General features: G+C 71.1%; 23 protein-coding genes and 2 pseudogenes. 11 read left to right on the top strand and 14 right to left on the bottom strand.

The genetic code is table 11. From position 1 onward, the window contains the following. Window positions 1–84 precede the first annotated feature (84 nt). From Pflav_RS32580 to Pflav_RS32560, 5 genes are all read left to right on the top strand, one after another. Window positions 85–915, top strand: coding sequence for a hypothetical protein (locus tag Pflav_RS32580; RefSeq protein WP_180201288.1), 831 nt, complete (start codon window positions 85–87; stop codon window positions 913–915). A 30-nt stretch (window positions 916–945) separates the two neighbouring features. Continuing rightward, window positions 946–1,584: a hypothetical protein gene (locus tag Pflav_RS32575; protein WP_173040620.1), complete on the top strand. Its 639-nt coding sequence runs from the start codon at window positions 946–948 to the stop codon at window positions 1,582–1,584. 10 nt (window positions 1,585–1,594) lie between these two features. After that, entirely contained in the window at window positions 1,595–2,383 is a 789-nt protein-coding gene (locus Pflav_RS32570) for an SDR family NAD(P)-dependent oxidoreductase (protein ID WP_173040619.1), read from the top strand. A gap of 60 nt (window positions 2,384–2,443) precedes the next feature. Further along, complete coding sequence (gene pyrE, locus Pflav_RS32565; protein ID WP_173040618.1) at window positions 2,444–2,977, top strand: orotate phosphoribosyltransferase; 534 nt, start codon at window positions 2,444–2,446, stop codon at window positions 2,975–2,977. 64 nt (window positions 2,978–3,041) lie between these two features. Further along, window positions 3,042–3,419 carry an ArsR/SmtB family transcription factor gene (locus Pflav_RS32560; RefSeq protein ID WP_173040617.1) on the top strand — a complete coding sequence of 126 codons (378 nt, stop codon included), beginning with the start codon at window positions 3,042–3,044 and terminating at the stop codon, window positions 3,417–3,419. A 129-nt stretch (window positions 3,420–3,548) separates the two neighbouring features. On the opposite strand, the gene Pflav_RS32555 is transcribed toward Pflav_RS32560, so the two are convergent. Beyond that, on the bottom strand, window positions 3,549–4,253 hold the full coding sequence (locus Pflav_RS32555) for a DedA family protein (RefSeq protein WP_173042764.1): 705 nt from the start codon (window positions 4,251–4,253) through the stop codon (window positions 3,549–3,551). 117 nt (window positions 4,254–4,370) lie between these two features. Next, window positions 4,371–4,580 (bottom strand): hypothetical protein, encoded by a 210-nt coding sequence (locus Pflav_RS32550; RefSeq protein WP_173040616.1) that lies wholly within the window; start codon window positions 4,578–4,580, stop codon window positions 4,371–4,373. Between the two features lie 103 nt (window positions 4,581–4,683). Between Pflav_RS32550 and Pflav_RS32545 the strand changes: the two genes are divergently transcribed. The 3 genes from Pflav_RS32545 (at window position 4,684) to Pflav_RS32535 (ending at window position 6,858) form a co-directional block, all read left to right on the top strand. After that, window positions 4,684–5,073 (top strand): phage holin family protein, encoded by a 390-nt coding sequence (locus Pflav_RS32545; protein WP_173040615.1) that lies wholly within the window; start codon window positions 4,684–4,686, stop codon window positions 5,071–5,073. 120 nt (window positions 5,074–5,193) lie between these two features. Next, the gene (fbaA, locus tag Pflav_RS32540) at window positions 5,194–6,219 is read left to right on the top strand and encodes a class II fructose-bisphosphate aldolase (protein ID WP_173040614.1); all 1,026 of its coding nucleotides are present in this window, start codon (window positions 5,194–5,196) and stop codon (window positions 6,217–6,219) included. A 120-nt stretch (window positions 6,220–6,339) separates the two neighbouring features. Beyond that, a complete protein-coding gene (locus tag Pflav_RS32535) occupies window positions 6,340–6,858 on the top strand; it encodes a hypothetical protein (protein WP_173040613.1) in 519 nt (172 codons plus the stop codon). A 1-nt stretch (window position 6,859) separates the two neighbouring features. Here Pflav_RS32535 and Pflav_RS32530 read toward each other — a convergent pair. Beyond that, window positions 6,860–7,989, bottom strand: a pseudogene (locus Pflav_RS32530) (LOG family protein). 242 nt (window positions 7,990–8,231) lie between these two features. Between Pflav_RS32530 and Pflav_RS32525 the strand changes: the two are divergent. Beyond that, window positions 8,232–8,660: a DUF3151 domain-containing protein gene (locus tag Pflav_RS32525; RefSeq protein WP_173040612.1), complete on the top strand. Its 429-nt coding sequence runs from the start codon at window positions 8,232–8,234 to the stop codon at window positions 8,658–8,660. Here the strand turns inward: Pflav_RS32525 and Pflav_RS32520 are convergent. The 4 genes from Pflav_RS32520 to Pflav_RS32505 all read right to left on the bottom strand — a co-directional run bounded on the left by Pflav_RS32520 (window position 8,657) and on the right by Pflav_RS32505 (window position 13,381). Further along, window positions 8,657–9,856: an RNA polymerase sigma factor gene (locus Pflav_RS32520; RefSeq protein WP_173040611.1), complete on the bottom strand. Its 1,200-nt coding sequence runs from the start codon at window positions 9,854–9,856 to the stop codon at window positions 8,657–8,659. The genes Pflav_RS32525 and Pflav_RS32520 overlap by 4 nt on opposite strands. Further along, on the bottom strand, window positions 9,853–10,224 hold the full coding sequence (locus Pflav_RS32515; protein ID WP_173040610.1) for a YciI family protein: 372 nt from the start codon (window positions 10,222–10,224) through the stop codon (window positions 9,853–9,855). The genes Pflav_RS32520 and Pflav_RS32515 overlap by 4 nt, the downstream gene beginning before the upstream one ends. A 73-nt stretch (window positions 10,225–10,297) precedes the next feature. Continuing rightward, window positions 10,298–11,647 carry a MinD/ParA family ATP-binding protein gene (locus tag Pflav_RS32510; protein WP_232072171.1) on the bottom strand — a complete coding sequence of 450 codons (1,350 nt, stop codon included), beginning with the start codon at window positions 11,645–11,647 and terminating at the stop codon, window positions 10,298–10,300. A 903-nt stretch (window positions 11,648–12,550) separates the two neighbouring features. Further along, window positions 12,551–13,381 carry a diacylglycerol kinase family protein gene (locus Pflav_RS32505; protein WP_377307705.1) on the bottom strand — a complete coding sequence of 277 codons (831 nt, stop codon included), beginning with the start codon at window positions 13,379–13,381 and terminating at the stop codon, window positions 12,551–12,553. 129 nt (window positions 13,382–13,510) lie between these two features. Here Pflav_RS32505 and Pflav_RS32500 point away from each other — a divergent pair, with 129 nt between their 5' ends. Beyond that, window positions 13,511–14,797, top strand: a complete 1,287-nt coding sequence (locus Pflav_RS32500) for an adenylosuccinate synthase (RefSeq protein WP_173040609.1) — start codon at window positions 13,511–13,513, stop codon at window positions 14,795–14,797. 3 nt (window positions 14,798–14,800) lie between these two features. Here Pflav_RS32500 and Pflav_RS32495 read toward each other — a convergent pair whose 3' ends face one another. Both Pflav_RS32495 and Pflav_RS32490 read right to left on the bottom strand, forming a co-directional pair. Further along, the gene (locus Pflav_RS32495; RefSeq protein WP_173040608.1) at window positions 14,801–15,430 is read right to left on the bottom strand and encodes an alpha-ketoglutarate-dependent dioxygenase AlkB; all 630 of its coding nucleotides are present in this window, start codon (window positions 15,428–15,430) and stop codon (window positions 14,801–14,803) included. 68 nt (window positions 15,431–15,498) lie between these two features. Further along, window positions 15,499–16,089: a TetR/AcrR family transcriptional regulator gene (locus Pflav_RS32490; RefSeq protein WP_173040607.1), complete on the bottom strand. Its 591-nt coding sequence runs from the start codon at window positions 16,087–16,089 to the stop codon at window positions 15,499–15,501. Here Pflav_RS32490 and Pflav_RS32485 point away from each other — a divergent pair. Next, window positions 16,088–16,599: pseudogene (locus Pflav_RS32485) on the top strand (GNAT family N-acetyltransferase). The gene Pflav_RS32490 and the pseudogene Pflav_RS32485 sit on opposite strands and share 2 nt — an antisense overlap. Here Pflav_RS32485 and Pflav_RS32480 read toward each other — a convergent pair. The 5 genes from Pflav_RS32480 to Pflav_RS49115 are packed head-to-tail and all read right to left on the bottom strand — an operon-like array spanning window position 16,578 to window position 21,908. Further along, complete coding sequence (locus tag Pflav_RS32480; protein WP_173040606.1) at window positions 16,578–17,735, bottom strand: VWA domain-containing protein; 1,158 nt, start codon at window positions 17,733–17,735, stop codon at window positions 16,578–16,580. The pseudogene Pflav_RS32485 and the gene Pflav_RS32480 sit on opposite strands and share 22 nt — an antisense overlap. After that, the gene (locus tag Pflav_RS32475; protein ID WP_173040605.1) at window positions 17,728–19,899 is read right to left on the bottom strand and encodes a DUF5682 family protein; all 2,172 of its coding nucleotides are present in this window, start codon (window positions 19,897–19,899) and stop codon (window positions 17,728–17,730) included. The genes Pflav_RS32480 and Pflav_RS32475 overlap by 8 nt, the downstream gene beginning before the upstream one ends. Continuing rightward, window positions 19,892–20,953 carry an ATP-binding protein gene (locus Pflav_RS32470; protein ID WP_173040604.1) on the bottom strand — a complete coding sequence of 354 codons (1,062 nt, stop codon included), beginning with the start codon at window positions 20,951–20,953 and terminating at the stop codon, window positions 19,892–19,894. The genes Pflav_RS32475 and Pflav_RS32470 overlap by 8 nt, the downstream gene beginning before the upstream one ends. Then, window positions 20,950–21,351, bottom strand: coding sequence for a DUF5691 domain-containing protein (locus tag Pflav_RS46515; protein WP_173040603.1), 402 nt, complete (start codon window positions 21,349–21,351; stop codon window positions 20,950–20,952). Before Pflav_RS46515 ends, Pflav_RS32470 begins: the two co-directional genes overlap by 4 nt. Then, window positions 21,303–21,908, bottom strand: coding sequence for a DUF5691 domain-containing protein (locus Pflav_RS49115; protein WP_173040602.1), 606 nt, complete (start codon window positions 21,906–21,908; stop codon window positions 21,303–21,305). Before Pflav_RS49115 ends, Pflav_RS46515 begins: the two co-directional genes overlap by 49 nt. Window positions 21,909–21,974: the final 66 nt, after the last annotated feature.

Genomic DNA, 21,974 nt, shown 5'->3' with positions numbered 1-21,974 from the left:
ACTGTGGATTGCAGGGGCACCGTTTGCCCCGGTCAACTGGCAGGGTATGCATACGTACTGAACGTGATCTAGGGAAGGAGCGTCGTGGCTGATCCCACGAGCCAGGCCGCCGCCGCGCGTCCGGCGAGCGTCACCATCTCCAGCTACCTGCTCTATCTTTACGCCGCACTCGGGCTGATCGGGGTGATCATCGGCCTCTCGGTGATCGGCACGTCCGCCGATGTGTACCGCGAAGCGTACGAAGGCACGTCGGCCGAAGGCACCGAGGCAATCGTGACCGTCACCTCGGTCATCGTGGCGGTCGTCGGCCTGCTCTTCGCCGTCGCGTTCGTGGTCCTGGCGATCTTCAATAACCGGGGCAAGAACGCGTCCCGGATCGTCACCTGGGTGCTGGGCGGTATCTCGCTCTGCTGCTCGGGTGTCTCGCTCGCGGCGACGGCGGTCAGCGGCGGGATGAACATCGAATCCGGGCAGAGCGGCGTGCCGGACTCGGCGGAGATCCAGCGGCGGCTCGACGAAGCGTTGCCGGGTTGGTACACGCCGGTCACCACCACGATCGCGGTGCTCAGCCTGCTCGCGCTGCTGGTGGCGTTGATCCTGCTGGCGCTCCCGCCGTCCAATGAGTTCTTCCGCAAGCCGGCTCCGGTCTGGGAGCCGCCGGTCCCGGGCGCGGCCTACCCCGGCTACCCCGCGTACCAGCAGGTCCCGCCGGCCACCGCGGCCCCGGCTCCCGGTGTGCCGCCCGCGCCTGGCACGGGGACCATTCCCACCGCACCCCCGCCCATGGTCCCTCCCGCGGCCACGCCGCCGGTCGCACCGCCCCCGTCGCCGGCCACGCCGCCCGTGACACCGCCCGCGCCTGAGGCCCCGGCGGAGGACACAAGGGACAACCCGAATTCACCCCCCAGTCAGTGATCAAGCAGGCCGTCCTGTAGTTCTAACTGCATGACCGACGTCTCGATCACCGAGCCGGCCCGGCCCCGGCCGGCGACCGTCACCGCCGCCGCGGCGATCATGATCTTCATGGGAGTCGCCGGCCTGGTGAACGCGGTCGTCGGCCTGGCCGCCGTCGGAGGCGTGGTCGACCGCTTCCGCAGTGCCGCCGAGGCCACCGGCGCGAGCCAGTCCGACATCGACGGCCTCGCCGACGTGGCTTGGGGCACGGTGATCGCCGGCGGGGTGCTCTCGGTGATCTTCGCCGTGCTGCTGATCGCGCTGGGCGTGGGCAACCTCCAGGGCCGCAACGGCGCCCGCATCGCCACCTGGATCGTCAGTGGCCTCGGCCTTCTCTGCGGCTGCTGCGGCCTGCTCGCCGTGGTCAGCCAGAGCGCGCTCACCTGGAACGTCTCCACCAACAACCAGACGGAAGATCTCACCCAGGCGCTCACCGACGCGTACCCGGACTGGTGGATCGCCCTTAACGGGGTGGTTTCGGCGGGGCAGGCGTTGGGTTACCTTGTAGTAGCTCTGCTGCTGGCGCTGCCTGCCTCGCACCCGTACTTCCGCCGCGAGGCGAGCGCGGTGCCCGTGCCCCCAGTCACGACCCCGCCCTTCCCCACAATCCCGCCCCCGCCCCCGAGGTGAGGAACTCCGATTGGCAGCCTCCCGGACGGCCCTGATCACCGGCGCCAGCAGCGGCATCGGGGCGGCGTTCGCCCGCCGGCTCGCGGCTGAGGGCCACGACCTGGTGCTCGTCGCGCGCGACGAGCGGCGGCTGGCGGACCTGGCCGAGGAGATCTCGAGCCGATACGCCGTCGCGGCCACTCCGCTCCCCGCCGATCTGTCCACTGACGACGGTTGCGCGGTGGTGGAAAAGCGGCTCGGCGACGGCGTCGACATGCTGGTCAACAACGCCGGCTTCAGCCTCAACCGGTCGTTCGTGAAGTCCACGGTGGAGGCTGAGACCCGCCTGCTCCGGGTCAACGTGCACGCGGTCATGCGCCTCGCACTCGCCGCACTGCCGGGCATGATCGAGCGTGGCCGGGGCGACGTGATAAATGTCTCCTCGGTCGCCGGCTTCGCGGCGGTGATGCCTGGCTCTACGTACTCGGCGAGCAAGGCATGGGTCACCAACTTCAGTGAGTCCGTCGCGCATTCGGTGCGCCGGCACGGCGTTCGCGTGATGGCCCTTTGCCCTGGTTACACGCACACGGAGTTTCACGAGCGGGCCGGCATCGACATGTCCAAGACTCCGGAGTGGCTCTGGCTCCGGGTCGACCGCGTCGTCGCTGACGGCCTGCGAGACCTGCGCCGGGGCCGGGTGGTCAGCGTGCCGGACTGGAAATACAAAGTCAGCGTCTTCGGGATGCGTCACCTGCCGCGCGGCCTCCTACAGGCTGTCGCGCGCGACACGCGGGGGCGCACCGGTCGCGACGAACAGTAATCGGTGATGTGACCGGGTCGACGGTACGAACCGGGCATACGGCAAGTACCCTTGTGCGCCATGGGGGACCATGACGACCTGCGTAAATCCATCACTGAACTGGCCGTCGTCCGGGGCCGTGTGGTGCTGTCCTCGGGCCGTGAGGCGGACTGGTACGTCGATCTACGCCGCGTAACTTTGCACCATCAGGCCGCCCCACTCGTTGGTCGGGTAATGCTCGATCTCATCGCGGACTGGGATTTCGACGCCGTCGGCGGCCTGACGCTCGGCGCGGACCCTGTGGCGGTTGCGATGCTGCACGCCGCGGCAGCGGACGGGCGGCAGCTCGACGCGTTCGTGGTGCGCAAGGCAGAGAAGACGCACGGATTGCAGCGCCGGATCGAAGGTCCCGATGTGGCGGGCCGCCGGGTGGTGGCGGTGGAGGACACCTCGACGACGGGCAGCAGCGTGCTGACCGCGGTCGAGGCGCTGAAACAGGCTGGAGCCGAGGTTGTGGGTGTAGCGGTTATCGTTGATCGAGGTGCGGGTGAGGCGGTTCGGGACGTGGGACTCCCGTATCGCGCTGCCTACACGTTGGGCGACCTCGGCCTTTAGGTCTAACAAGTTTGTCGATTCGGACCTGCTGATATGCAGGCGGATCGATGGTGTAGGTGGAAGGATGGAGTACGTGGGAACTGCGTTGGCTGAAACGACCATGCCTCAGATCTCGCCGCTTGGCGGCGAGCCGATCGAGCGCGCTGATGCTGAGCGCCTCGCTGGGGTCCTGAAAGCACTCGCCGATCCGGCCCGGCTGCGGCTCTTGAGCCTCATTCAGTCGGCCCCGGAGGGCGAGGCGTGCGTCTGTGACCTCACCGCACCGCTCGGCCTCTCGCAGCCGACGGTAAGCCACCACCTGCGAATCCTCACCGAAGCCGGCTTGCTGGAGCGGGAGAAGCGCGGTGTGTGGGCCTACTACCGGCTGGTGCCGACCGCGATCGCTACGATCGCGGACCTGTTGACTCCGCCGCGTAAGCGCGCCACCAAGAAGGCTCGCTGAGTTAGCGCGGAATCGCCCGGCGTCACTGAGCTGGTCACCATTCTCGGTGACACCGGGCGATTTCCTCGTGCCTCACCTATCCCCTGGCGCGACCGCCACCCGTAACGGGCGGTAGTCACCGGGGTTTGATCAAACCTGGGAGTGCCGGCCGGCGGCAGGTGTCGTCTGCGCCGGGTCCTCGGCGGCGATGGCCGCCGCGCGGCGGCGGGCCCGCCGCTCCCGGATGATCTCGATGAAGATCGGCAGTACCGAGATCAGCACGATGAGGGCCACCACCGGCAGGATGTAGCGGTCGATGTGGTCGCCGACCACGTCGTAGATGCTCTCCGCCAGGAAGTAACCGCCGAGGATGATCCCGTCGGTCCAGAGGATGCCGCCGATGACGTTCCACAAGAAGAAGGTCTTGGCCGGCATGCCGAGCACGCCCGCCACCGGGTTGAGGAACGTGCGGACGATCGGGATGAAGCGGGCCAGCACCACAGCCTTGGCCGGGCCGAACTTCTCGAAGTAGTACTCGGCCTTCTCCACGTACTCCCGCTTGAAGAGGCGCGAGTCGGGCCGCTCGAACATCTTCCGGCCGTACCTGGCCCCGAGGAAGTGGCCCAGCTGCGCACCCGCGATCGCGCAGATCGGCGCCCCGATCAGCAGGCCGGTCAGTGACAGCTTGGTGCCGTCGCCGAACATCGCGTCGGCGACCGGCGACGCGGCCACACCGGCGAGGAAGAGCAGCGAGTCACCAGGGAGAAAGAAGCCGAGCAACAGTCCGGTCTCGGCGAAGAGGATCACCCAGACGCCCACCAGACCGAACGTCTGGAGAAGCTCCTTGGGGTCCATCGGGTTGATGGCGAGCTGTTCGGTGAGCGCGCGGGTCTTCTCGGCTGTGTCCACGGGCACATAGGCTACCGGTGCCCAGCCAGGAGAAGCTGTGTGGTTGCTGAAGGCTGACAGGTCCTACCGGTAATCGTCGTCCAGACCGACAACCCGAGCCTGCTCCAGCGCGTCCCATTCGTCCACTTCGAGGCCGCGCTGCACCTCGGGCTCGGTGTCGCTCGGATCGGCGACCGTCGCCTGCTCCACCGCGTCTTCCGACGGCGTCTCCGGATCGCGCTCCTCCGGCTCCAGGTTGTCTTCGGGTTCGAAGTCCTCATGGGGGTCGGCCATGGTGACCTCCTTCCGCTCGTCGGGGTACGGCGACCAGGGTGCCCGTTGATCAAGCTGAGGAAACCGGCCTCCCCCGCGGTACTGGCGGTGTCAGGATGGAACGGTGGGATTTCTGGTCCGGTGGGCGATCACCGCGGTGGCGCTTTGGATCGCCACCCTGGTGGTGCCCGGCATCGACGTGACCGGTAGCACGTCCGGTCGCAATGTGCTGACGCTGATCGTCGTCGCGCTGATATTTGGCCTGGTCAACGCCGTTCTCAAGCCGATCATCCGCGTCGTCGGGTGCCTGTTCTACGTCCTTACGCTCGGACTTTTCGCACTCGTCGTCAACGCCCTGCTCTTCCTGCTCACCGACTGGATCTCGAGCCAGTTCGACCTGCCGTTCCACATCGACGGTTTCTGGCCGGCGTTCTGGGGCGCGATCGTGGTGGCCGTGGTCAGCTGGCTGATCGGCCTCGTGATTCCGGATCGGTGGGAGGGCAAGAGGGCCTGATACCAGGCCATTTGAACCACCCTGGCCCGGTGAGGTGGCAGCCGGTGACCTGCGCGATACTTCCGGCTGGAGGACAGCGCGGTCCGGCGCACTCAAGCCCGAAAACTAGGAGCGTTCGACATGCCTATCGCTTCCCCTGAGGTCTACTCCGAGATGCTCGACCGCGCCAAGGCCGGCGCGTTCGCGTACCCCGCGATCAACGTGACGTCCTCGCAGACGCTCCACGCGGCGCTGCGCGGCTTCGCGGAGGCGGAGAGCGACGGTATCGTCCAGGTCTCCACCGGCGGCGCCGAGTACCTTTCCGGCTCGACCGTCAAGGACATGGTCACCGGGGCGGCGGCGTTCGCGGCGTTTGCGCACGAGGTGGCGAAGAACTACCCGGTCAACGTCGCCCTGCACACCGACCACTGCCCGAAGAACAAGCTGGACGGCTTCGTCCGCCCGCTGCTGGCTCTCTCCAAGGAGCGGGTCGCGCGGGGCGAGGCGCCGATCTTCCAGTCGCACATGTGGGACGGCTCCGCGGTGCCGCTGGACGAAAACCTCGAGATCGCCCAGGACCTGCTGGCCGAGGCGGCCGCCGCGCACGTGGTGCTGGAGATCGAGGTCGGCGTCGTCGGTGGCGAGGAGGACGGCATCGTCGGCGCGATCGACGAGAAGCTGTACACCACTGTCGGCGACGGCCTGGCCACGGTCGCCGCGCTCGGCCTGGGTGAGAAGGGCCGGTACATCGCCGCCCTGACCTTTGGCAACGTGCACGGCGTCTACAAGCCGGGCAACGTCAAGCTCCGCCCGGAGATCCTCAAGGAGATCCAGGACGCGCTCGGCGCCAAGTACGGCAAGGAGAAGCCGCTCGACCTCGTCTTCCACGGCGGCTCGGGCTCGCTGCTGTCGGAGATCCGGGCCGCGCTCGACTACGGCGTGGTCAAGATGAACATCGACACCGACACGCAGTACGCGTTCACCCGTCCGGTGGCCGCGCACATGTTCAGCAAGTACGACGGTGTGCTCAAGGTCGACGGCGAGGTCGGCGACAAGAAGTCGTACGACCCGCGCACCTGGGGCAAGTCGGCCGAGGAGGGCATGGCCAAGCGCGTGATCGAAGCCTGCGAGCACCTCCGCTCGACGGGCAACACGCTCTCCAAGTAACCAACTCCTGGGTCAGGACGTCGGCGGCCGGTTCCCGTTCGGGAGCCGGCCGCGTGCCGTTCCGTACCAATCAGCGGCTTTTCGATATGATCGCCCGACAATGTCCCCTGGAGGTCGGTCGTGCTCGGCATCGAAGGGTACGAGCCGCAGTGGTGTCACAGCGGAAGGACGCTGGCCGCCGTCCACCGTCCCCGTTTCGCCCGGATCATCGGCCAGCCGCTGGAGGGTGCCTGGCTGATGTGGGACCTGGACCGCCGCAAGTGGTTCGCCGACGGGCCGGTGATCCTCGGGTTCGGCGACGTCAACGTCGAGGTCACCCACCGCAAGTTCGACGAGTGCGGGATCAGCTGGGGCCAGGTGGACATGTCCATGTCGCTGGACGGGCCCGGCCTCACCCTCGACTGGCGCCCCGACGCCCACCCGGCGCTGGTGGCCGCCCGCGGTCGCCGACTGCGCGAGGTCAACGTGATCGAGCGGATCATGCCGTCACACTGGCGGCCGCGGGTGCTGCACGCGGTCGAGTTCCTCTTCGAGGGCTCGCGGCTCGCGATCTACAACGCGCTCGACGAAAACGGCATCACCGACGAGACCGAGGTCGACCTCCCAGTCGGCTTTTGGTGCCGCGTACCGATCGCCTGACCTAGTCCTCGGTGGTCAGGACACGTACCGCCTCGTGGACGTCGTCGGTCACGTGGATCGTGCTGGAGAGGTCGCCGGCGGGTGCGAGCGCCAGCAGCGGGCGGAGCAGCGACTGGATCGGTAGGGTCTCCGTCCAGAATGCACGATCAAGAAACACGTAGGCGCCGCTCGCCCCGTCGGTGCCGTAGAACGTCTTGGTCGCCGCCTGGAACACCTCCTGCACGGTGCCCGCGCGGCCGGGCGCGAAGACGATGCCGCCGCGGGCCAGGCGCAGGATCGTGTCCTCGCGGATCGCGTTCGAGAAGTACTTCGCGATGCGGCCGGCGAAGAGGTTGGCCGGCTCGTGCCCGTACAGCCAGGTGGGGATCGCCAGGCCGCCGCGGCTCGGCCAGTCGACGTCGTCGCTGGGGGTGAAGCGGGCCCGCACGTCGAGGGCCACCGCCGTGTACGCGTCGTGGTCCAGGAAGTCGGGCGCGGCGCTGAGCTGGTCGATCGCGGCGGTCAACTCCTCGGCGTCGCGAGTGGCGAGGTAGGCGCCGAGGTTGGCCGCCTCCATCACACCGGGACCGCCGCCGGTCACCACGAGCCGCCCGGCCCGGGCGAGCTCCCAGCCCAGGGCGGCCGCCAGCCGGTACGCCGACGAGCCGCGCGGCACGGCGTGGCCGCCCATCACCCCGATCACCGAGCCGGGGCCGTGACGGGCCAGCCAGCTCAGCGTGACGTCGGCGAGCGCGTTGTCGATGCCGTGGTCGTGCAGCCGCTGGGCGAGCGCCTCGCGGACCGTCGGGAGGGCGCCACCCACGGCCAGGAAGTGCTCGTAGACCACCGTGTCGTACATGCCGGCGAAGCCACCGGACTCGAAGCCGGCGGCGAGATCCTCTGCTGTGTAGAGGTGGGCGGGGTGCGACGGGAACGGCATGTCGCGGAAGGGCGGCACCACGTGCGCGCCGCGCAGCACGACGTCGGCCTCGGCATCCACGGTGGCGAAGTGGCAGCCGATGAAGAGCGTGCCCGTGACGTCCACATGCGAGAGATCGGGCACCGGCTCGGCGTCGAGGCGCAGCCCTGGATCGTCAGGCCGGCGAGGCTGCCGGTGCCCAGGTGCAGGTCGAGCTCAGCGCGGGACTCCACTTCTTCTGGAGTGGTGTCAAAGGGCTTCAGGACATCAAGCGACGGCACGCGCCAATCCTGCACCACCGCCACAAGAGAGAGCCCGGCGGCGCTAGGCCACCGGGCTCCCGTTACCGGGTCCTGGGGAGGCTCCGGACCTCCATTTGTAGTCCAGTGTGGGGTCGCGCACACCGGCCGCACGCGTGACGAATCCCTCAGCCTTTCAGGCACTGTATGAGCGAGGTTGCGGGTTGAATGTGCGCATGCAGAACCTGTTGCCCGAACCGCCCGCTACGCTGCTGCCCGTCGACGACAAGGCCGCTGCCGCGTTGGCCGACGCGGAGCGGGTCGACACCGACGAGGCGTATGCCGATGTGGCCGCGCACTTCCCGGCGTTCAGCGCTGCCTGGGCGACGCTCGCCGGCCGCGCGCTCGGTGAGGGGCGGTTCGTGGCGGCGTATGCGTACGCCCGCACGGGCTACCACCGCGGCCTCGACCAGCTTCGGCGCAACGGCTGGAAGGGCCACGGGCCGGTGCCGTGGTCGCACGAGCCCAACCGCGGCTTCCTGCGCTCGCTGCATGCCCTCTCCCGGTCGGCCGACGAGATCGGCGAGTCCGACGAGGCGGCCCGGTGCGCCCAGTTCCTGCGCGACTGCGACCCGGCCGCGGGTGACGCCCTCTCCGGTAACTAGCCGGCCTTCGACTCCAGGTAGCGCTGCTCGGGCACGCTCAGCGTGCGCTTGGCGGCCAGCCGGTACTGCTCGCGTGCGGCCTCCCGGTCGCCGGCGAGGTCGAGCAGGTGCGCGCGGACCGCGTGTAGCCGATAGTGCCCAGCGAGTGCCGCGTCGGATTCCGCGCGGTCGAGCTGGGCCAGGCCGGTCGTCGGGCCGTACACCATGGCGACGGCGACGATGCGGTTGAGCGTGACCATCGGACCGGGCGCGACCCGGTCCAGGAGGTCGTAGAGGCCGAGGATCTGGGCCCAGTCGGTGTCCGCAGCGCGAGCGGCCTCGTCGTGTACTGCGGCGATCGCGGCCTGTAGCTGGTACGGCCCGACTTCGGTTGTCGTCAGCGCCCTGCTGACCAGCGCCACGCCCTCCGCGATAGCGGCGGCGTCCCAGCGGCCGCGATCCTGCTCGGCGAGAGGCACCAGGCTGCCGTCCGGCCGGGCGCGGGCCGGCCGGCGGGCGTCGGTGAGCAGCATGAGCGCGAGCAGGCCGGCCACCTCGCCGTCCCCGGGCAGGTAGGCGTGGAGCCGGCGGGTGAGCCGGATCGCCTCGACGGTCAGCTCGACGCGGTGCAGCGCTGGGCCGGAGCTCGCGGTGTAGCCCTCGTTGAAGATCAGGTAGAGCACCCGCAGCACCGCCGCGATCCGTGCCGGCCGCTCGTCCGGCGGGGGCATGCGAAACTGGGCGCCGCTCGCCTTGATCCGCTGCTTTGCCCGGCTGATCCGCTGGCCGATCGTCGGCTCGGGCACCAGGAACGCGCGGGCGATCTCGCCGGTCGTGAGGCCGCCGACCGCGCGGAGCGTCAGCGCCACCTGCGAGGCGGGCGTGAGCGCCGGGTGGCAGCACAGAAACAGCAGCGTCAGGGTGTCGTCGACATCCGGGGGCGGCTCGGCCTCCGGCGGCTCGAGGAGCGCCACCGCCTCCTCGCGCCGCCGGCGAGCCGTTTCGTTGCGCCAGAGTTCGGTACGTCGGCGGGCGGCGACCGTGATCAGCCAGCCGCGCGGGTTGGCCGGTACGCCGTCGACCGGCCACCGCGTGGCGGCCACGAGCAGCGCCTCCTGGACCGCGTCCTCGCAGGTCTCGAAGCCGCCGTGGTGGCGCACGAGCGCGGCGAGCACGTGCGGCGCGTGCTCGCGGAGGAGCGACTCCACCTCGGTCACATATCTGGACCGTTCATCGCCAGGATCGGGCGGACCTCGACGAGGCCGAGGCCGCTCTCCGGCACCTGGCCGGCGATCTCCATCGCCCGGTCGAAGCTCTCGCAGTCGACCAGAAAGAAGCCGGCGAGCTGCTCCTTGACCTCAGGGAAGGGGCCGTCGGTGGCGAGCGACTGCCCTTCGGCCGCAGGTACCCGCCGCCCCTGCGAGGGGTCGGCAAGCGCCTCGGAGATGACCATCTCTCCGGAGGCGTTCAGGCTCTCGTTCAGCTCGGCGTACGCCCGCCATCCCTCGGCACGCTCCGCGTCGGAGAAGCTCTCCCAGATCTCGCGCGACTTCGGGTTGTGCCAGATCATGATCAAATACTTCATTTGGTACCTCCGGGTCCTCGACGCCTTCCTACCCCATAGGTCGAGACCGGCGGCCGGTTTTCGACACCGGCCGTCAGAGACCCTCGGAGACCGCCGCGGCCACCTTGAGCCAGGCGTCGAGCGTGGCGGTGGAGAGCTGGCCGTACGGCATCGGCTCGCCGGTGTCGATAACGCGGTCGTACGGCGCCAGCAGCACCGCGCGGGTGCGCGCTTCGAAGTGGCGCTGGATCGGGGCGAGGTCGATGTCCTTGGCGCGAGGTGGCATCGAGACCACCGTGACCGCCTGCCGCACCAACCGCGTACGTCCAGACTGCTCCAGGTGGTCGAGCATGCGGGCAGCGGGCTCGGCGGAGTCGTTACGGGCCGACATCGTGACGACGAGCTGGTCGGTGGCGTCGATGGCGGCCTGCCAGTTCTGCGCGCGCACGTTGTTACCCGTGTCGACGAAGATCAGCTTGTAGAAGCGGCTGACCACCTCGCGGATCTCCCCGAACGCGTGCGCCGTCAGCATCTCGCCGGCCGTCGCCGACTCGTCCGACGCCAGTACGTCGAACATGCCCTCGCCCTGCGCCCGCACGTACTGCGAGAGGTCACCCACCCGACCCCGCGCGCCCTGGAAGCTGGAGAGGTCGCGGAGCATGTCCCGCACGGTACGGCTGTGGAAGTCCTGCTGCGCCCGCATGCCGAGCGTGCCCTGGGTCTCGTTGTTGTCCCAGGCCAGCACGTAGCCGCCGCGCTTCTGCCCGAACGTCATCGCGAGCAGCAGCACCGCCACCGTCTTGCCGGCGCCGCCCTTGGGGTTGACCACGGTCACCTGGCGCAGGCCGCCGAAGTTGCGCCGCACCTTCTCGACGTCCTGGCGGAACTCCTGCTCGTGGCGGCCGGGCGCGAGCTTGACCAGCCCCAGCGTGCTCTTGTTGACGGCCGCCCGCATGCCGGTGCGGGCCATGGGCTCGGGCGGACGGACCGCACGGCGCCGCGCGAACTCCTCCGCCGTCGGCACGCCCGGCTCCGTCTGGCGGACCGGCTGCTCCTGGTACGGCTGCGGCGGCACCCGGTGGACGCCCGGTGCCTCCGGCTGCGGCGGCATCGCGGTGACGCCCGGGTGCACCTGGTACGGGTGGCCGGCGCCGGGCTGGGTGGGCAGCGTGGCCGGCTCACCCTGACCAGGGGCGAAGCCAGGGTGCCCGGCGACCCATCCGTGGACGGGGTACGCGGCCGGACCAGGGTGGCCCGAGGGCGTGGGCTGGGTGGGTACGGCGTCCGTGGTGGCCGGCTGTGAGTGGTCGAGGGTCGGTGCGGCGCCCGGCGGGACAGGCTGGCCCGGCGGGCTCGCCCACGGCGAGCCGGCTGGGTGGTTCAGCGGCGCGGAGCCGGCCCACGGGTCGGCCGGCGGCTGGAGTGGCTGGTTGTTGGTCGGCACCTCGTCCGGAGGTGGTCCCCAGCCGGCACCGCCGCCGTTAGGCGCAGGTCCTGGCGCGGGCTGTGCCGGGCTCCACTGTGGAACGCCGTTGGGTGGCGGCCCACCCCTGGCGGGTACGCCGGGGCACGCCGGGCGGCTGCCCCCACCCGGGCTGGACCGACGGCAAAGGCGCGGACGCGGGTGGCGCCGACGCGGGGTGGCCGTAGGCGGGCGCAGGCGGGCCGAAGTGATCCGGCACTGGTGTGCCGTAGGTGGAGGGCTGCGCAGGCGGAGCGGAAGGCACGGGTGGCGCTGAGGCCGGTGGGGCCGATGGGATCGGCGGGGCGTACTCGGCCGGGGGCGAAGACGTCACCGGCGGGGCGGAGGTAGGCGGCAGCGACGGAAACGGGACGCCGCCCGTGTGGTGGCCTGAGGAGACCGGGATGCCGGCCGGCGGAGTGGTCGTGATCGGAGGCCCGTTGTGTACCGGCGTGGGCGGCTCGACCTGCGGGGATGTGCTAGCCAGGTGCCAGACGCCCGGTGGGAGGTTGTCGTTGCCGTCGACCCACCCCTGCGGCTCGGGTGGCGGCGCGAAGACGGGCGCGGGCGGGGCTGCCGGCTGCCCATAGGACGCCGGCAGCGGGACGACCGGCTCCTGAGGCGGCTGCGGGTAGCCCTCGGGGCCACCGAATGCGGGTGAGGGGGCGGGTCAGCGGGTGCGCCGGCCGGCGGGAACGGCTCGGCTATCGGCAGCGGAGGTGGTGGCGCCACCGGAGCCGGCGCGACCTCTTCCTCCGCCACGTAGTCGGCCGTGGGCCACAGCGGCTTGACGCCACGGTTGGGGCCCACCGGCACATGCCGCGACCTCGACCGTTCCTCGTCCACCCGGCAAACCTCCTATCCCACGGCAGCCTCGCACAGGAGTCAGCGAACGTACACTGCCCAGGCTCCTGGCTCGACCCACCACGACCGCTTGTGGCTCAGGCTGCCGCTGACGCCATCGTCGGTGTAGTCGATCTTGGCCTCGCGCGGTGTCACAGCCACCGCGCGGCCGCGCGCCCGGCGGACCTCGATCCGCACGCGGGGCCGGCGCAGCAGGCGCTGTGCGATCACGGGTACCGCCACCGCGACCTCGATCACGCCGTCGGCCGGGTCCGGCTTGGTGAGCAGCGACAGCCCTTCGAGCCGTGTGTAGCCGGCGCCGTTGCCGACCGCACACGCCAGTATGGGGTCGGACCCGTCGCTCAGCACCGCGTCGTCCACCTCCACGCGTCCGCGCCACGGGCCCTGCTGCCCGCCGACCAGCGCACCGTCGAGCGTGACCGAGCCACCATCGTTGCGGAGCAGGTCAAGGCGGCGCACCTTGTCGCCGAGTACCGCCTTGGCCACCTCGGCGGGGTCGCGCGGCAGGTCGAGCTGCGCGGCGAGGTCGTCGGCGGTGGGATCGAGCGGGAGCACGCCGATCGGCGGCAGGTCGGGCACGGTGCGGTTGGCGGGAAGGTCTGCGGGGCGCTTGCTGGGCGCCGGGGCGTACCGCCGGACCATGCGCCGCACGACGGCGCGCAACTGCCCGTCGGTGGCCGTGGCGACCACCAGCCGCTGGCCCTCCAGGCTTGCGTCAATGTCGGCGTCGGACTCTGCGGTAACGGTCTGTACAGTTGCGCCAGCCGCCGTAAGCGCATCGGCACAGGCGAGCACCGGCACGCGCGGAGCGCCACAACCGCCGCCGAGCGTGAGCAACACCACGTCGTACACCTGTGGTGACCCCCTGCTGATCTCTATGGCCAGCGCTGAGCTGGTCGTAACTTCTTGTTAGCCTGACACCTCGGGCTCGCCACGCGGTCGCCATATTGGCACCCGAGCCCCCAGTAAGGCGGGAAAGAGATGCCAGCGATCGTGCTCATCGGCGCTCAGTGGGGCGACGAGGGCAAGGGCAAGGTTACCGACCTGCTGGGCGAGCGGGTCCACTACGTGGTGCGTTACTCAGGCGGTAACAACGCCGGCCACACGGTGATCACGCCAGACGGCCAGAAGTACGCCCTTCACCTCATGCCATCCGGCGCGCTCTCGCCCAACGCGATGATCGTCATCGGCAACGGCGTGGTGGTCGACCCCAAGGTGCTGATCGGCGAGATCGACGGCCTCGCCGAGCGGGGCGTCGACGTCTCCCGCCTGCGCATCTCCGGCGACGCCCACCTGATCATGCCGCACCACCGGGCGCTCGACCGCGTCGTGGAGCGCTACCTCGGCTCGTCGCGCATCGGCACCACCGGCCGTGGCATCGGCCCGGCGTATGGCGACAAGGTCGCCCGCATGGGCATCCGCCTCCAGGACCTCCTCGACCCCGGCATCCTCCGCAAGAAGCTGGAGCTGGTGCTGCGGGAGAAAAACCAGATCCTGTTCAAGGTGTACAACCGCAAGGCGCTCGACACGTCCGCGGTGGTGGAGGAGTACCTGGCGTACGCGGAGCGGCTCCGGCCGTACATCGCGGAGACCCGCACGATCCTGTGGGACGCGCTCGACCGGGGCGACACGGTGCTGCTCGAGGGCGCCCAGGCCACGATGCTGGACATGGACCACGGCACCTACCCCTTCGTGACCTCGTCAAACCCCTCGGCCGGTGGGGCGTGCGTCGGGGCCGGCATCCCGCCGACCGCCATCACGAAGGTGATCGGGGTCAGCAAGGCGTACACGACGCGGGTGGGCTCCGGCCCGTTCCCAACCGAGCTCTTCGACGAAAACGGCGCCCACCTGCGCAAAATCGGCGCCGAGTACGGCACGACGACCGGCCGCGAGCGCCGCTGCGGCTGGTTCGACGCGGTCGTGGCCCGCTACGCCACCCGCCTCAACGGCATCACCGATCTGGTGGTGACCAAGCTTGACGTGCTCACCGGCATGGAGAAGGTGCCGATCTGCGTCGGGTACGAGATCGACGGCGAGCGCGTCGACACGATGCCGATGACGCAGACCGCCTTCCACCACGCGAAGCCGATCTACGAGGAACACGACGGCTGGTGGGAGGACATCACGAAGGCCCGCGTCTTCAGCGATCTGCCGGCCAACGCGCGTGCCTACGTCGAGCGCATCGAGGAGCTCGTCGGCACGCAGGTGTCGATCATCGGCGTGGGCCCGGGCCGCGAGGAGAACGTGGTCCGCCACGACCTTCTGTAGCCGTCAGGAGACGCCGACCGGGCGAAACTGGACGCTCACCCGCGGGCCGACCGGCTTGGCGGTCTTGGGCACGGCGTGCTCCCAGGTGCGCTGGCAGGAGCCGCCCATGACGATCAGGTCGCCGTGGCCGAGCGGAAAACGGAGGCTGGACCCGCCACCACGGGGGCGGAGGAGCAGCGGCCGGGCAGTGCCGAACGAGACGATCGCGACCATGGTGTCGAAGCGGGACGAGCGGCCATTTGTGTCGCCGTGCCAGGCGACGCTGTCGCGACCTGAACGGTAGAGGCACATCCCGGCGGTGACGAACGGCTCGCCGAGCTCAGGGGCATAGTGGGCAGTGAGCCGCTCGCGCGCCTCCTCCAGCAGCGGGTCGGGGAGCTGGTCGCCCTCTCCGTACCAGCACAGGAGGCGGGGCACGTCGACCTCCCGCTCATACATCTCCCGGCGCTCGGCCCGCCACGGCACCTTGTGCAGCAGCGTGTCGAGCAGCAGGTCGGAGCCGTGCACCCAGCCGGGCAGGTGATCGACCCAGGCGCCCTGGCTCAGCTGGTGGCGCCGCACCTGGCCGGTGAGCGGTCCGAGGGAGGCCCGCTCGGCGAGGTCGAGCATCGAGGGCTGGTGTGCGACTTCCATACCGGCACCCTACGCTCGCTCGCACATCCGTGCTAATGCCCCGCGCCGCTCAGCCGCGCGGCGAGGCATCACCCGGCCAGGCCAAATGCCGCCAGAGTGTCGTCCAGCATCCGCTCCTGGGCGGCCGGGGGATAGCCGGCGGGATCGCCCGAGCCCAGGGCGGCGGCACCCTCCACAAGCGCGATAAGGGCGGAGGCCGCCACGGCCGCGCGCTCGGCCGGCCAGTCGGGCGCCGCCGCGGCGACGAGGCGGGTGATGCGCTGCCGCCACGACTGGTTGTTGACGCGGTGCTGGGCGATCAGCTCGTCGTCGGCCACCGCCGCGGCGAGGAAACCCACCCATACCGTGCTCTCCGTGCGCAGCTCGTCGTCGAGCGACAGCCCCTGCCGGAGCACGGCGCGCAGCGCCTCGCGAGGGGTTGCCGAGGAGGCCTCGAGTGCTTCCACCCGGGCGCGGGTGCGCTCGTGCAGCAGGCGCCGGGCGTGCACGAGCAGCGCGCGCCGGTTGGGAAAGCGGTGCATGACAAGGCCGGTCGTGCAGCCCGCCGCGGCGGCGACCGCGCGGATCGTCAGGCGCTCGAGGCCCTGGTGGGCGAGCACTTCCCAGACCGCGCGGGAGAGCAGGGCTTCCTGTGCGGGGCGATCAGCCGTTCGTGCCATGGCCCTAACCGTAACGCATGTTACCGTAACGCTTGTGACGGATAGCGATGTGCGGTGGGTGATCGAGGCGCGGCCGTGGGGCGATCCCGCCGGCGCGGCCCTGCGGAAGGAGCAGCGGGTCGAGCTCGACGCCCGCTACGGCAGCGACGACCACGAGCCTGGGCCGCTGCCCACGGCCGCCGACATCGACCACTTTCTCATCGCGGTCGATCCGGTGAGCGGGGTCACGCTCGGGTGCGGCGCCCTGCGCCAGCTCGACGGCACAAGCGCGGAGGTCAAGCGGATGTACGTGGTGCCGCACGCGCGCGGCACCGGCGTGGCCACCGCCGTGCTCCGCGCGCTCGAAGTGGCCGCGGTCGAGCGCGGCTGGACGACGATCCGCCTGGAGACCGGCACGGCGCAGCCCGACGCCCAGCGCTTCTACGAACGCGAGGGCTACGCGCGGATCCCCTCTTCGGCGTCTACATAGGATCGCCCGTGTCGATCTGCTACGAGCGCGCACTCATCTGAGCGGCGAACGCCCGCAGGTCTCGGCGCTCGATCGCGGCCGCCATCAGCTCGGGAAACACGTCCGGCGTACAGGCGAAGGCCGGCACGCCCAGCGAAGCGAGCGCGGCCGCGTTGTCGTGGTCGTATGCCGGCGCGCCCTCGTCCGACAGCGCGAGCAGCACAACCACCTGCACACCCGCCTCCACCAGCGCGGCCACCCGGCGCAGCATCTCGGCCCGGACGCCACCCTCGTACAGGTCGCTGATCAGCACGAAGATGCTGTCCCGCGGGCGGGTCACCAGCTCCTGGCAGTAGGCGATCGCCCGGTTGATGTCGGTGCCGCCGCCAAGCTGCGTGCCGAAGAGCACCTCGACCGGGTCGTGCAGCTGGTCGGTGAGGTCGACGACCGCGGTGTCGAAGACCACCAGCGACGTGCGCAGCGAGCGCATCGAGGCGAGCACCGCCGCGAACACGCCGGAGTAGACGACCGAGGCGGCCATCGAGCCGGATTGGTCGACGCAGAGGATCACGTCGCGCTGTACGGCGGTGGTGCGCCGCCCGTACCCGATGAGGCGCTCCGGCACGACCGTGCGGTACTCCGGCTGGTAGTGCTTGAGGTTGGCCCGGATCGTGCGGTCCCAGTCGATGTCGGCGTGGCGCGGGCGGTTGATCCGGGTAGCCCGGTTGAGCGCGCCGGTCACCGCGGCCTTGGTCTTGTTGGCGATGCGCCGTTCAAGATCGTCGACGACCTTGCGCACCACCTGGCGTGCGACGTCCTTGGTCTGGTCGGGCATAACCCGGTTGAGCGAGAGCAGCGTGCCGACCAGGTGGACGTCGGGCTCCACGGCGTCGAGCATCTCCGGTTCGAGCAGGAGGCTGGTGAGGTTGAGCCGCTCGATCGCGTCGGACTGCATGATCTGCACGACCGTGCTGGGGAAGTACTCGCGGATGTCGCCCAGCCAGCGCGCGACCTGGGGCGCGGAGGCACCGAGACCGGCCGAGCGCTGGCGGCGCGAGCCGTCGCCATCCGCCGAGCCTGAGTCGTAGAGGGCGGCCAGTGCGGCGTCCATCGCCGCCTCGTTGCCGCTGAGCTCACCCAGCGACTCCTCGGCCGCGCCGCCGAGCACCAGCCGCCACCTGCGCGAACGCTCATCCATGCCGGATCTCCCGTCCGAGCAAAGTGGACATCGTGGGTAGGACGAGGGCGGCCCGGTCGGGGTCGAGCCGGGCCTTCACCGGCTCGGACGCGGCCACCCCACCGCGCACCCGCTCGCCGATCGAGCGCCGCTCGGGTGGGGCGAACGTGCCGAACGTACGGCGCAGCAGCGGCAGCACGTCCGTGAACGAGTCGGCCGCCACGGCGGAGAGCCACTCGTCCACAAGGGACAGCAGGGCCGTGTCGTGTACGAGCAGCAGGCCGCCGCCGGCGAGAAAGCCCTCGACCCAGTGCGCCGCGTGCGCCGGCGGGGTACCCGCCGTCAGCACCAGGCCCATTCGGCGCCGGGTCTCGGCGGCGTCGAGCCGATCGGCGTCGTACAGCAACCGGGTGAGCCGCCCGGTGATCAGGCCGTGGATCTGGTCGGAGGCGGCGAGGGCGCCGAGCGTGTCGAGCCATTGCTCGCGCATCTCGGGCTGATCGATCAGCGCGAGCGCGCCATGGACGGCATCGATGTGGGTACGCAGCGACGCGGCCGCCTCGTCGGAGAGGGACGCGACCGCGCCGGGCAGCCCGACGCAGATCCGCACGAGCAGCCCGTCGGTCACGGTGCGCAGCGCGCTCACGTCGGTGCCGCGCACGTCGCCGTACCGCAGGGTGCGGGCGAGCGGCGGCACCGCACCCATCAGGTGGGCCACGTCTGTGTCGAGCGCGGCCCGGGTGTCGAGCGCGCGGAGCACCGCCGGCGTGGCCTCGGGCAGCTCGGCGAGCAGGCACACCTCGACGAGCGGGGTCACCTCGGCAAGCGTCTCCGCGGCGCGGGCGGCCTCGGTGACCTTGGCGGTGGCCGCGCTGGCCACGGTCGTGCCGTAGCCGCCCGCCTCGACCACCGCGACCGCGAACTCCGGCTGCCACCGCAGCCGCCACTCCTCGCGGAACGTCCCCTTGCCCCGGCTGCCGCCCAGGGGCTCACCCCACGGGATGCCGAGCAGCCGCAGCCGGTGCAGCAGGCGGCTCCGGGACAGGTCGATCTCGCGGCGCAGGTCGAGGTCGAGGGCGCGTTCCAGGGCTTCCGCCTTGAGGCGGAGGCTGCGCTGCTGCGCGGCTAGGTCGCGAGCCAGCGGCACCGCGGGCATGTCATCGGGTACCTCGCCGAGGCGCTCGCTGACGACCAGGCGCCGGCCGATCAGCTCGACACGCAGCTCGTCGCCCTCACACAGCACCGCCCTTGTGGCCTCGGTCAGCTCGGCGAGCCCGGCCAGCGGGCGGCCGCGGAGCGTGGCGAGCGCCTCGGTGAGCCGCACCGCCTCGATGACGTGCGCGGACGACGTCGGTACGCCTTCGTCGCGGAGGACGCCGGCCGCGGATACAAGCCATCGGGTCACCACCTCGTCCGGCGCGGTGAACAGGTGGTGGTACCAGCCCGGCGAGCGGACACCCGCGCCGTAGCCCTGCCAGGACGCCAGCCGCCCGTACGTCCACGGAACCCAGGTGAACGTGACCTTGGTCTTCTTCCGCCCCTTGAGCAGCGCTGTGTCGTGGGCGGCGGTGAACTTCGCGGTCAGCGCCGGGACGTGCCACGCGCCGCAGACCACGGCGACGTTGTCGTGCGACTTGCGCACCTCGCGGAGGACACCGCGCATGTACGCCTCGCGTACAAGATCTTCCGGATCCTCCTCGGCCTCGGCCCGGATCGCCGCCATGGCCTCGCCGATGGCCTCGAAAGCCGGGGCGCCCCGGTGCTCGACCACGTCTTCCCACCAGCGCTCGGGGTCGTCGTAGCCGGCGGCCCGGGCCAGATCGCCGATCGGGTCGGCCGGGCGCTCGGGCCGCTCGGCCGCCTCCGCACGGGACAGCCGGTAGGCATAGGGAAGATCGAAAAACCGCACCGGTACGCCATGCGCGCTCGCCCACCGCATCGCCTGCCACTCCGGCGAGAAGACGGCGAACGGCCAGTACGCGGCCTGGCGGGGATCGTCGGCGGCGTACCCGAGCAGCGCCACCGGCGGCTCCAGCCGCTCGTCGGCGACCCACCGCACCAGCTCGTCGGCCTCCGGCGGGCCCTCGATGAGCAGTACGTCGGGGCGCTGCTCGTCGAGCGCGCGCAGCACCGCACGAGCCGACCCGGGGCCGTGGTGGCGTACGCCGTAGAACTGCTCAGGCATCGCGGGCGGCGCGGTAGAAGGCGGACCAGCCGTCGCGCTCGCGCACGACCGTCTCCAGGTACTCCCGCCACACCACCGGGTCGGTCGTGGGGTCCTTCACCACCGCGCCCACGATTCCCGAGGCGACGTCGCGCGGGCGGAGCGTACCGTCGCCGAAGTGCGCGGCCAGCGCCCAGCCGTTGGTGATGACCGAGATCGCCTCGGCCGTGGAAAGCGTGCCGGTGGGCGACTTGAGCTTGGTGCGACCGTCTTCGGTGAGGCCGGTACGCAGCTCGCGGAAGACCGTGACCACCCGGCGGATCTCCTCCAGCGCCGGCGGCACCTCGGGCAGCTCCAGCGAGCGGCCGAGCTGGGCCACCCGGCGGGCCACGATCTCGACTTCCTCCTCCGCGGTCGCCGGTACCGGCAGCACCACGGTGTTGAACCGCCGCCGCAGCGCGCTGGAGAGCTCGTTGACGCCCCGGTCGCGGTCGTTGGCGGTGGCGATGATGTTGAAGCCCTTGACCGCCTGTACCTCGCCGCCGAGCTCCGGGATCGGCAGCGTCTTCTCGGACAGGATCGTGATCAGCGTGTCCTGTACATCGGACGGGACGCGGGTCAGCTCCTCCACGCGGGCGATGCCACCGGTCTCCATCGCACGCATGACCGGGCTCGCCACGAGCGCCGCTGGCGAGGGGCCCTCGGCGAGCAGGCGGGCGTAGTTCCAGCCGTACCGGATCGCCTCCTCGGCCGTGCCCGCCGTGCCCTGCACCAGCAGCGTCGAGTCGCCGGAGATCGCCGCGGCGAGGTGCTCGGAGACCCAGGTCTTCGCCGTACCGGGCACGCCGAGCAGCAGCAGCGCCCGGTCGGTGGCGAGCGTGGCCACCGCGACCTCCATGAGCCGCCGCGGCCCGACGTACTTGGGTGTGATCTTGCCGCCGTCGCCCAGGAGGTAGGTCACCACGGCCTGCGGCGAGAGCCGCCAGCCGGGCGGGCGTGGCCGGTCGTCCTCGGTGGCGAGCGCGGCCAGCTCGTCGGCGAACAGCTGCTCGGCGTGCGGTCGCATTACCGTCATCGAAGCTCCTCGTACATCTCGCGGCGGAAGGTCAGTGTGTCGGCCAGTTGCGTGGCGGCGATGATCAGGTTGGTGTTTTCGAGCGTCTCGGCGAGCGCGGCGACCCGCTCGGCGAAGGTGGCCGGCATCGATGGCATGGCGCTGCGGCAGAGCTCGCGGACCGCGAACGCGTGGGTGCCCCGCTCGGCTAGCGCCTTGATCGCGTCGAGCACCGCCACCGCCAGCTCGTCCGGCCACGGACCTGTCTGCATCGCGATCAGGCGCTGCGCGCGCGTCGGGTCGCGGGCCAGGGTCTGCGCCGCGTACCGGGCCAGGTGCTCCCGCGGCAGCGCCTCGTAGAGCTGGGCGGTCAGCGTCTCGTCGTAGGCGTCGAGGTCCTTGCTGACCGGCCGCGACATCTCGTCGGCCAGCCCCGTGACCCAGGCCGGGTCGCCTTGGACCACCGCGGCCCGCGCGAGTCCCTTGTGGAGGGTCGGCCCCAGTCGTCGGCGACGGGCAGGGCGAGCACCCGGTCGGCGGTCCGCTCGAACCCGGTCGTCCACGTGTCGAGCGGGGTGCGCGCCAGGATCTCCTCCAGGAGCCACGCCTGCGGCCCGACGCCCCGGGGCGGGTTGGGCTGTACACCATCGCGCCGCATGCCGGCGTCGCACGCGCCCGGCGGCGTGACCACCAGCCGGTCGCGTCCCACCGTGCGGCGCTCGATCCGCACGCACACGAGGGCCCGCTCGGCCATCCGCTGGCGCAGCGCCGAGCCGGGCAGCGCGGAGAGCAGGTCGGCCGCGACCGAGCGCACCTCCTTGCGCCGGTCGTCGAGGGCCTGCTCCAGCAGCGGCTCGTCGGCCAGCGACAGTCCGGTGGCGAGGGCGCCGAGCAGCCGGGCCCGGTCGTCCGGGTCCTCGGCCGCGAAGGTCTCGGTGAGCAGCGCGAGGCCGGCGGCCGGGTCGGTGGCCCGCACCGCGGTCAGGTAGGCGAGGCGCTGGCCCGGCGTGCCGGTCGCCCGGTCCTGCGGATCGGGGTCGGC

This window comes from Phytohabitans flavus (genome assembly GCF_011764545.1).
Taxonomy (GTDB): Bacteria; Actinomycetota; Actinomycetes; order Mycobacteriales; family Micromonosporaceae; genus Phytohabitans; species Phytohabitans flavus.
Note: the sequence above shows the minus strand (reverse complement) of the source record. Positions and strands in the feature narration are given on the sequence as shown.

What these genes read in the sequence shown, in the direction of transcription:
- Pflav_RS32575 (WP_173040620.1), top strand. Translation starts at nt 946, where the DNA reads ATGACCGACGTCTCGATCACCGAGCCGGCCCGGCCCCGGCCGGCGACC.
- pyrE (WP_173040618.1), top strand. Translation starts at nt 2,444, where the DNA reads ATGGGGGACCATGACGACCTGCGTAAATCCATCACTGAACTGGCCGTC.
- Pflav_RS32560 (WP_173040617.1), top strand. Translation starts at nt 3,042, where the DNA reads ATGGAGTACGTGGGAACTGCGTTGGCTGAAACGACCATGCCTCAGATC.
- Pflav_RS32555 (WP_173042764.1), bottom strand. Translation starts at nt 4,253, where the DNA reads ATGGACCCCAAGGAGCTTCTCCAGACGTTCGGTCTGGTGGGCGTCTGG.
- Pflav_RS32550 (WP_173040616.1), bottom strand. Translation starts at nt 4,580, where the DNA reads ATGGCCGACCCCCATGAGGACTTCGAACCCGAAGACAACCTGGAGCCG.
- fbaA (WP_173040614.1), top strand. Translation starts at nt 5,194, where the DNA reads ATGCCTATCGCTTCCCCTGAGGTCTACTCCGAGATGCTCGACCGCGCC.
- Pflav_RS32525 (WP_173040612.1), top strand. Translation starts at nt 8,232, where the DNA reads ATGCAGAACCTGTTGCCCGAACCGCCCGCTACGCTGCTGCCCGTCGAC.
- Pflav_RS32515 (WP_173040610.1), bottom strand. Translation starts at nt 10,224, where the DNA reads ATGAAGTATTTGATCATGATCTGGCACAACCCGAAGTCGCGCGAGATC.
- Pflav_RS32500 (WP_173040609.1), top strand. Translation starts at nt 13,511, where the DNA reads ATGCCAGCGATCGTGCTCATCGGCGCTCAGTGGGGCGACGAGGGCAAG.
- Pflav_RS32495 (WP_173040608.1), bottom strand. Translation starts at nt 15,430, where the DNA reads ATGGAAGTCGCACACCAGCCCTCGATGCTCGACCTCGCCGAGCGGGCC.
- Pflav_RS32490 (WP_173040607.1), bottom strand. Translation starts at nt 16,089, where the DNA reads ATGGCACGAACGGCTGATCGCCCCGCACAGGAAGCCCTGCTCTCCCGC.
- Pflav_RS32480 (WP_173040606.1), bottom strand. Translation starts at nt 17,735, where the DNA reads ATGGATGAGCGTTCGCGCAGGTGGCGGCTGGTGCTCGGCGGCGCGGCC.
- Pflav_RS32475 (WP_173040605.1), bottom strand. Translation starts at nt 19,899, where the DNA reads ATGCCTGAGCAGTTCTACGGCGTACGCCACCACGGCCCCGGGTCGGCT.
- Pflav_RS32470 (WP_173040604.1), bottom strand. Translation starts at nt 20,953, where the DNA reads ATGACGGTAATGCGACCGCACGCCGAGCAGCTGTTCGCCGACGAGCTG.
- Pflav_RS46515 (WP_173040603.1), bottom strand. Translation starts at nt 21,351, where the DNA reads ATGTCGCGGCCGGTCAGCAAGGACCTCGACGCCTACGACGAGACGCTG.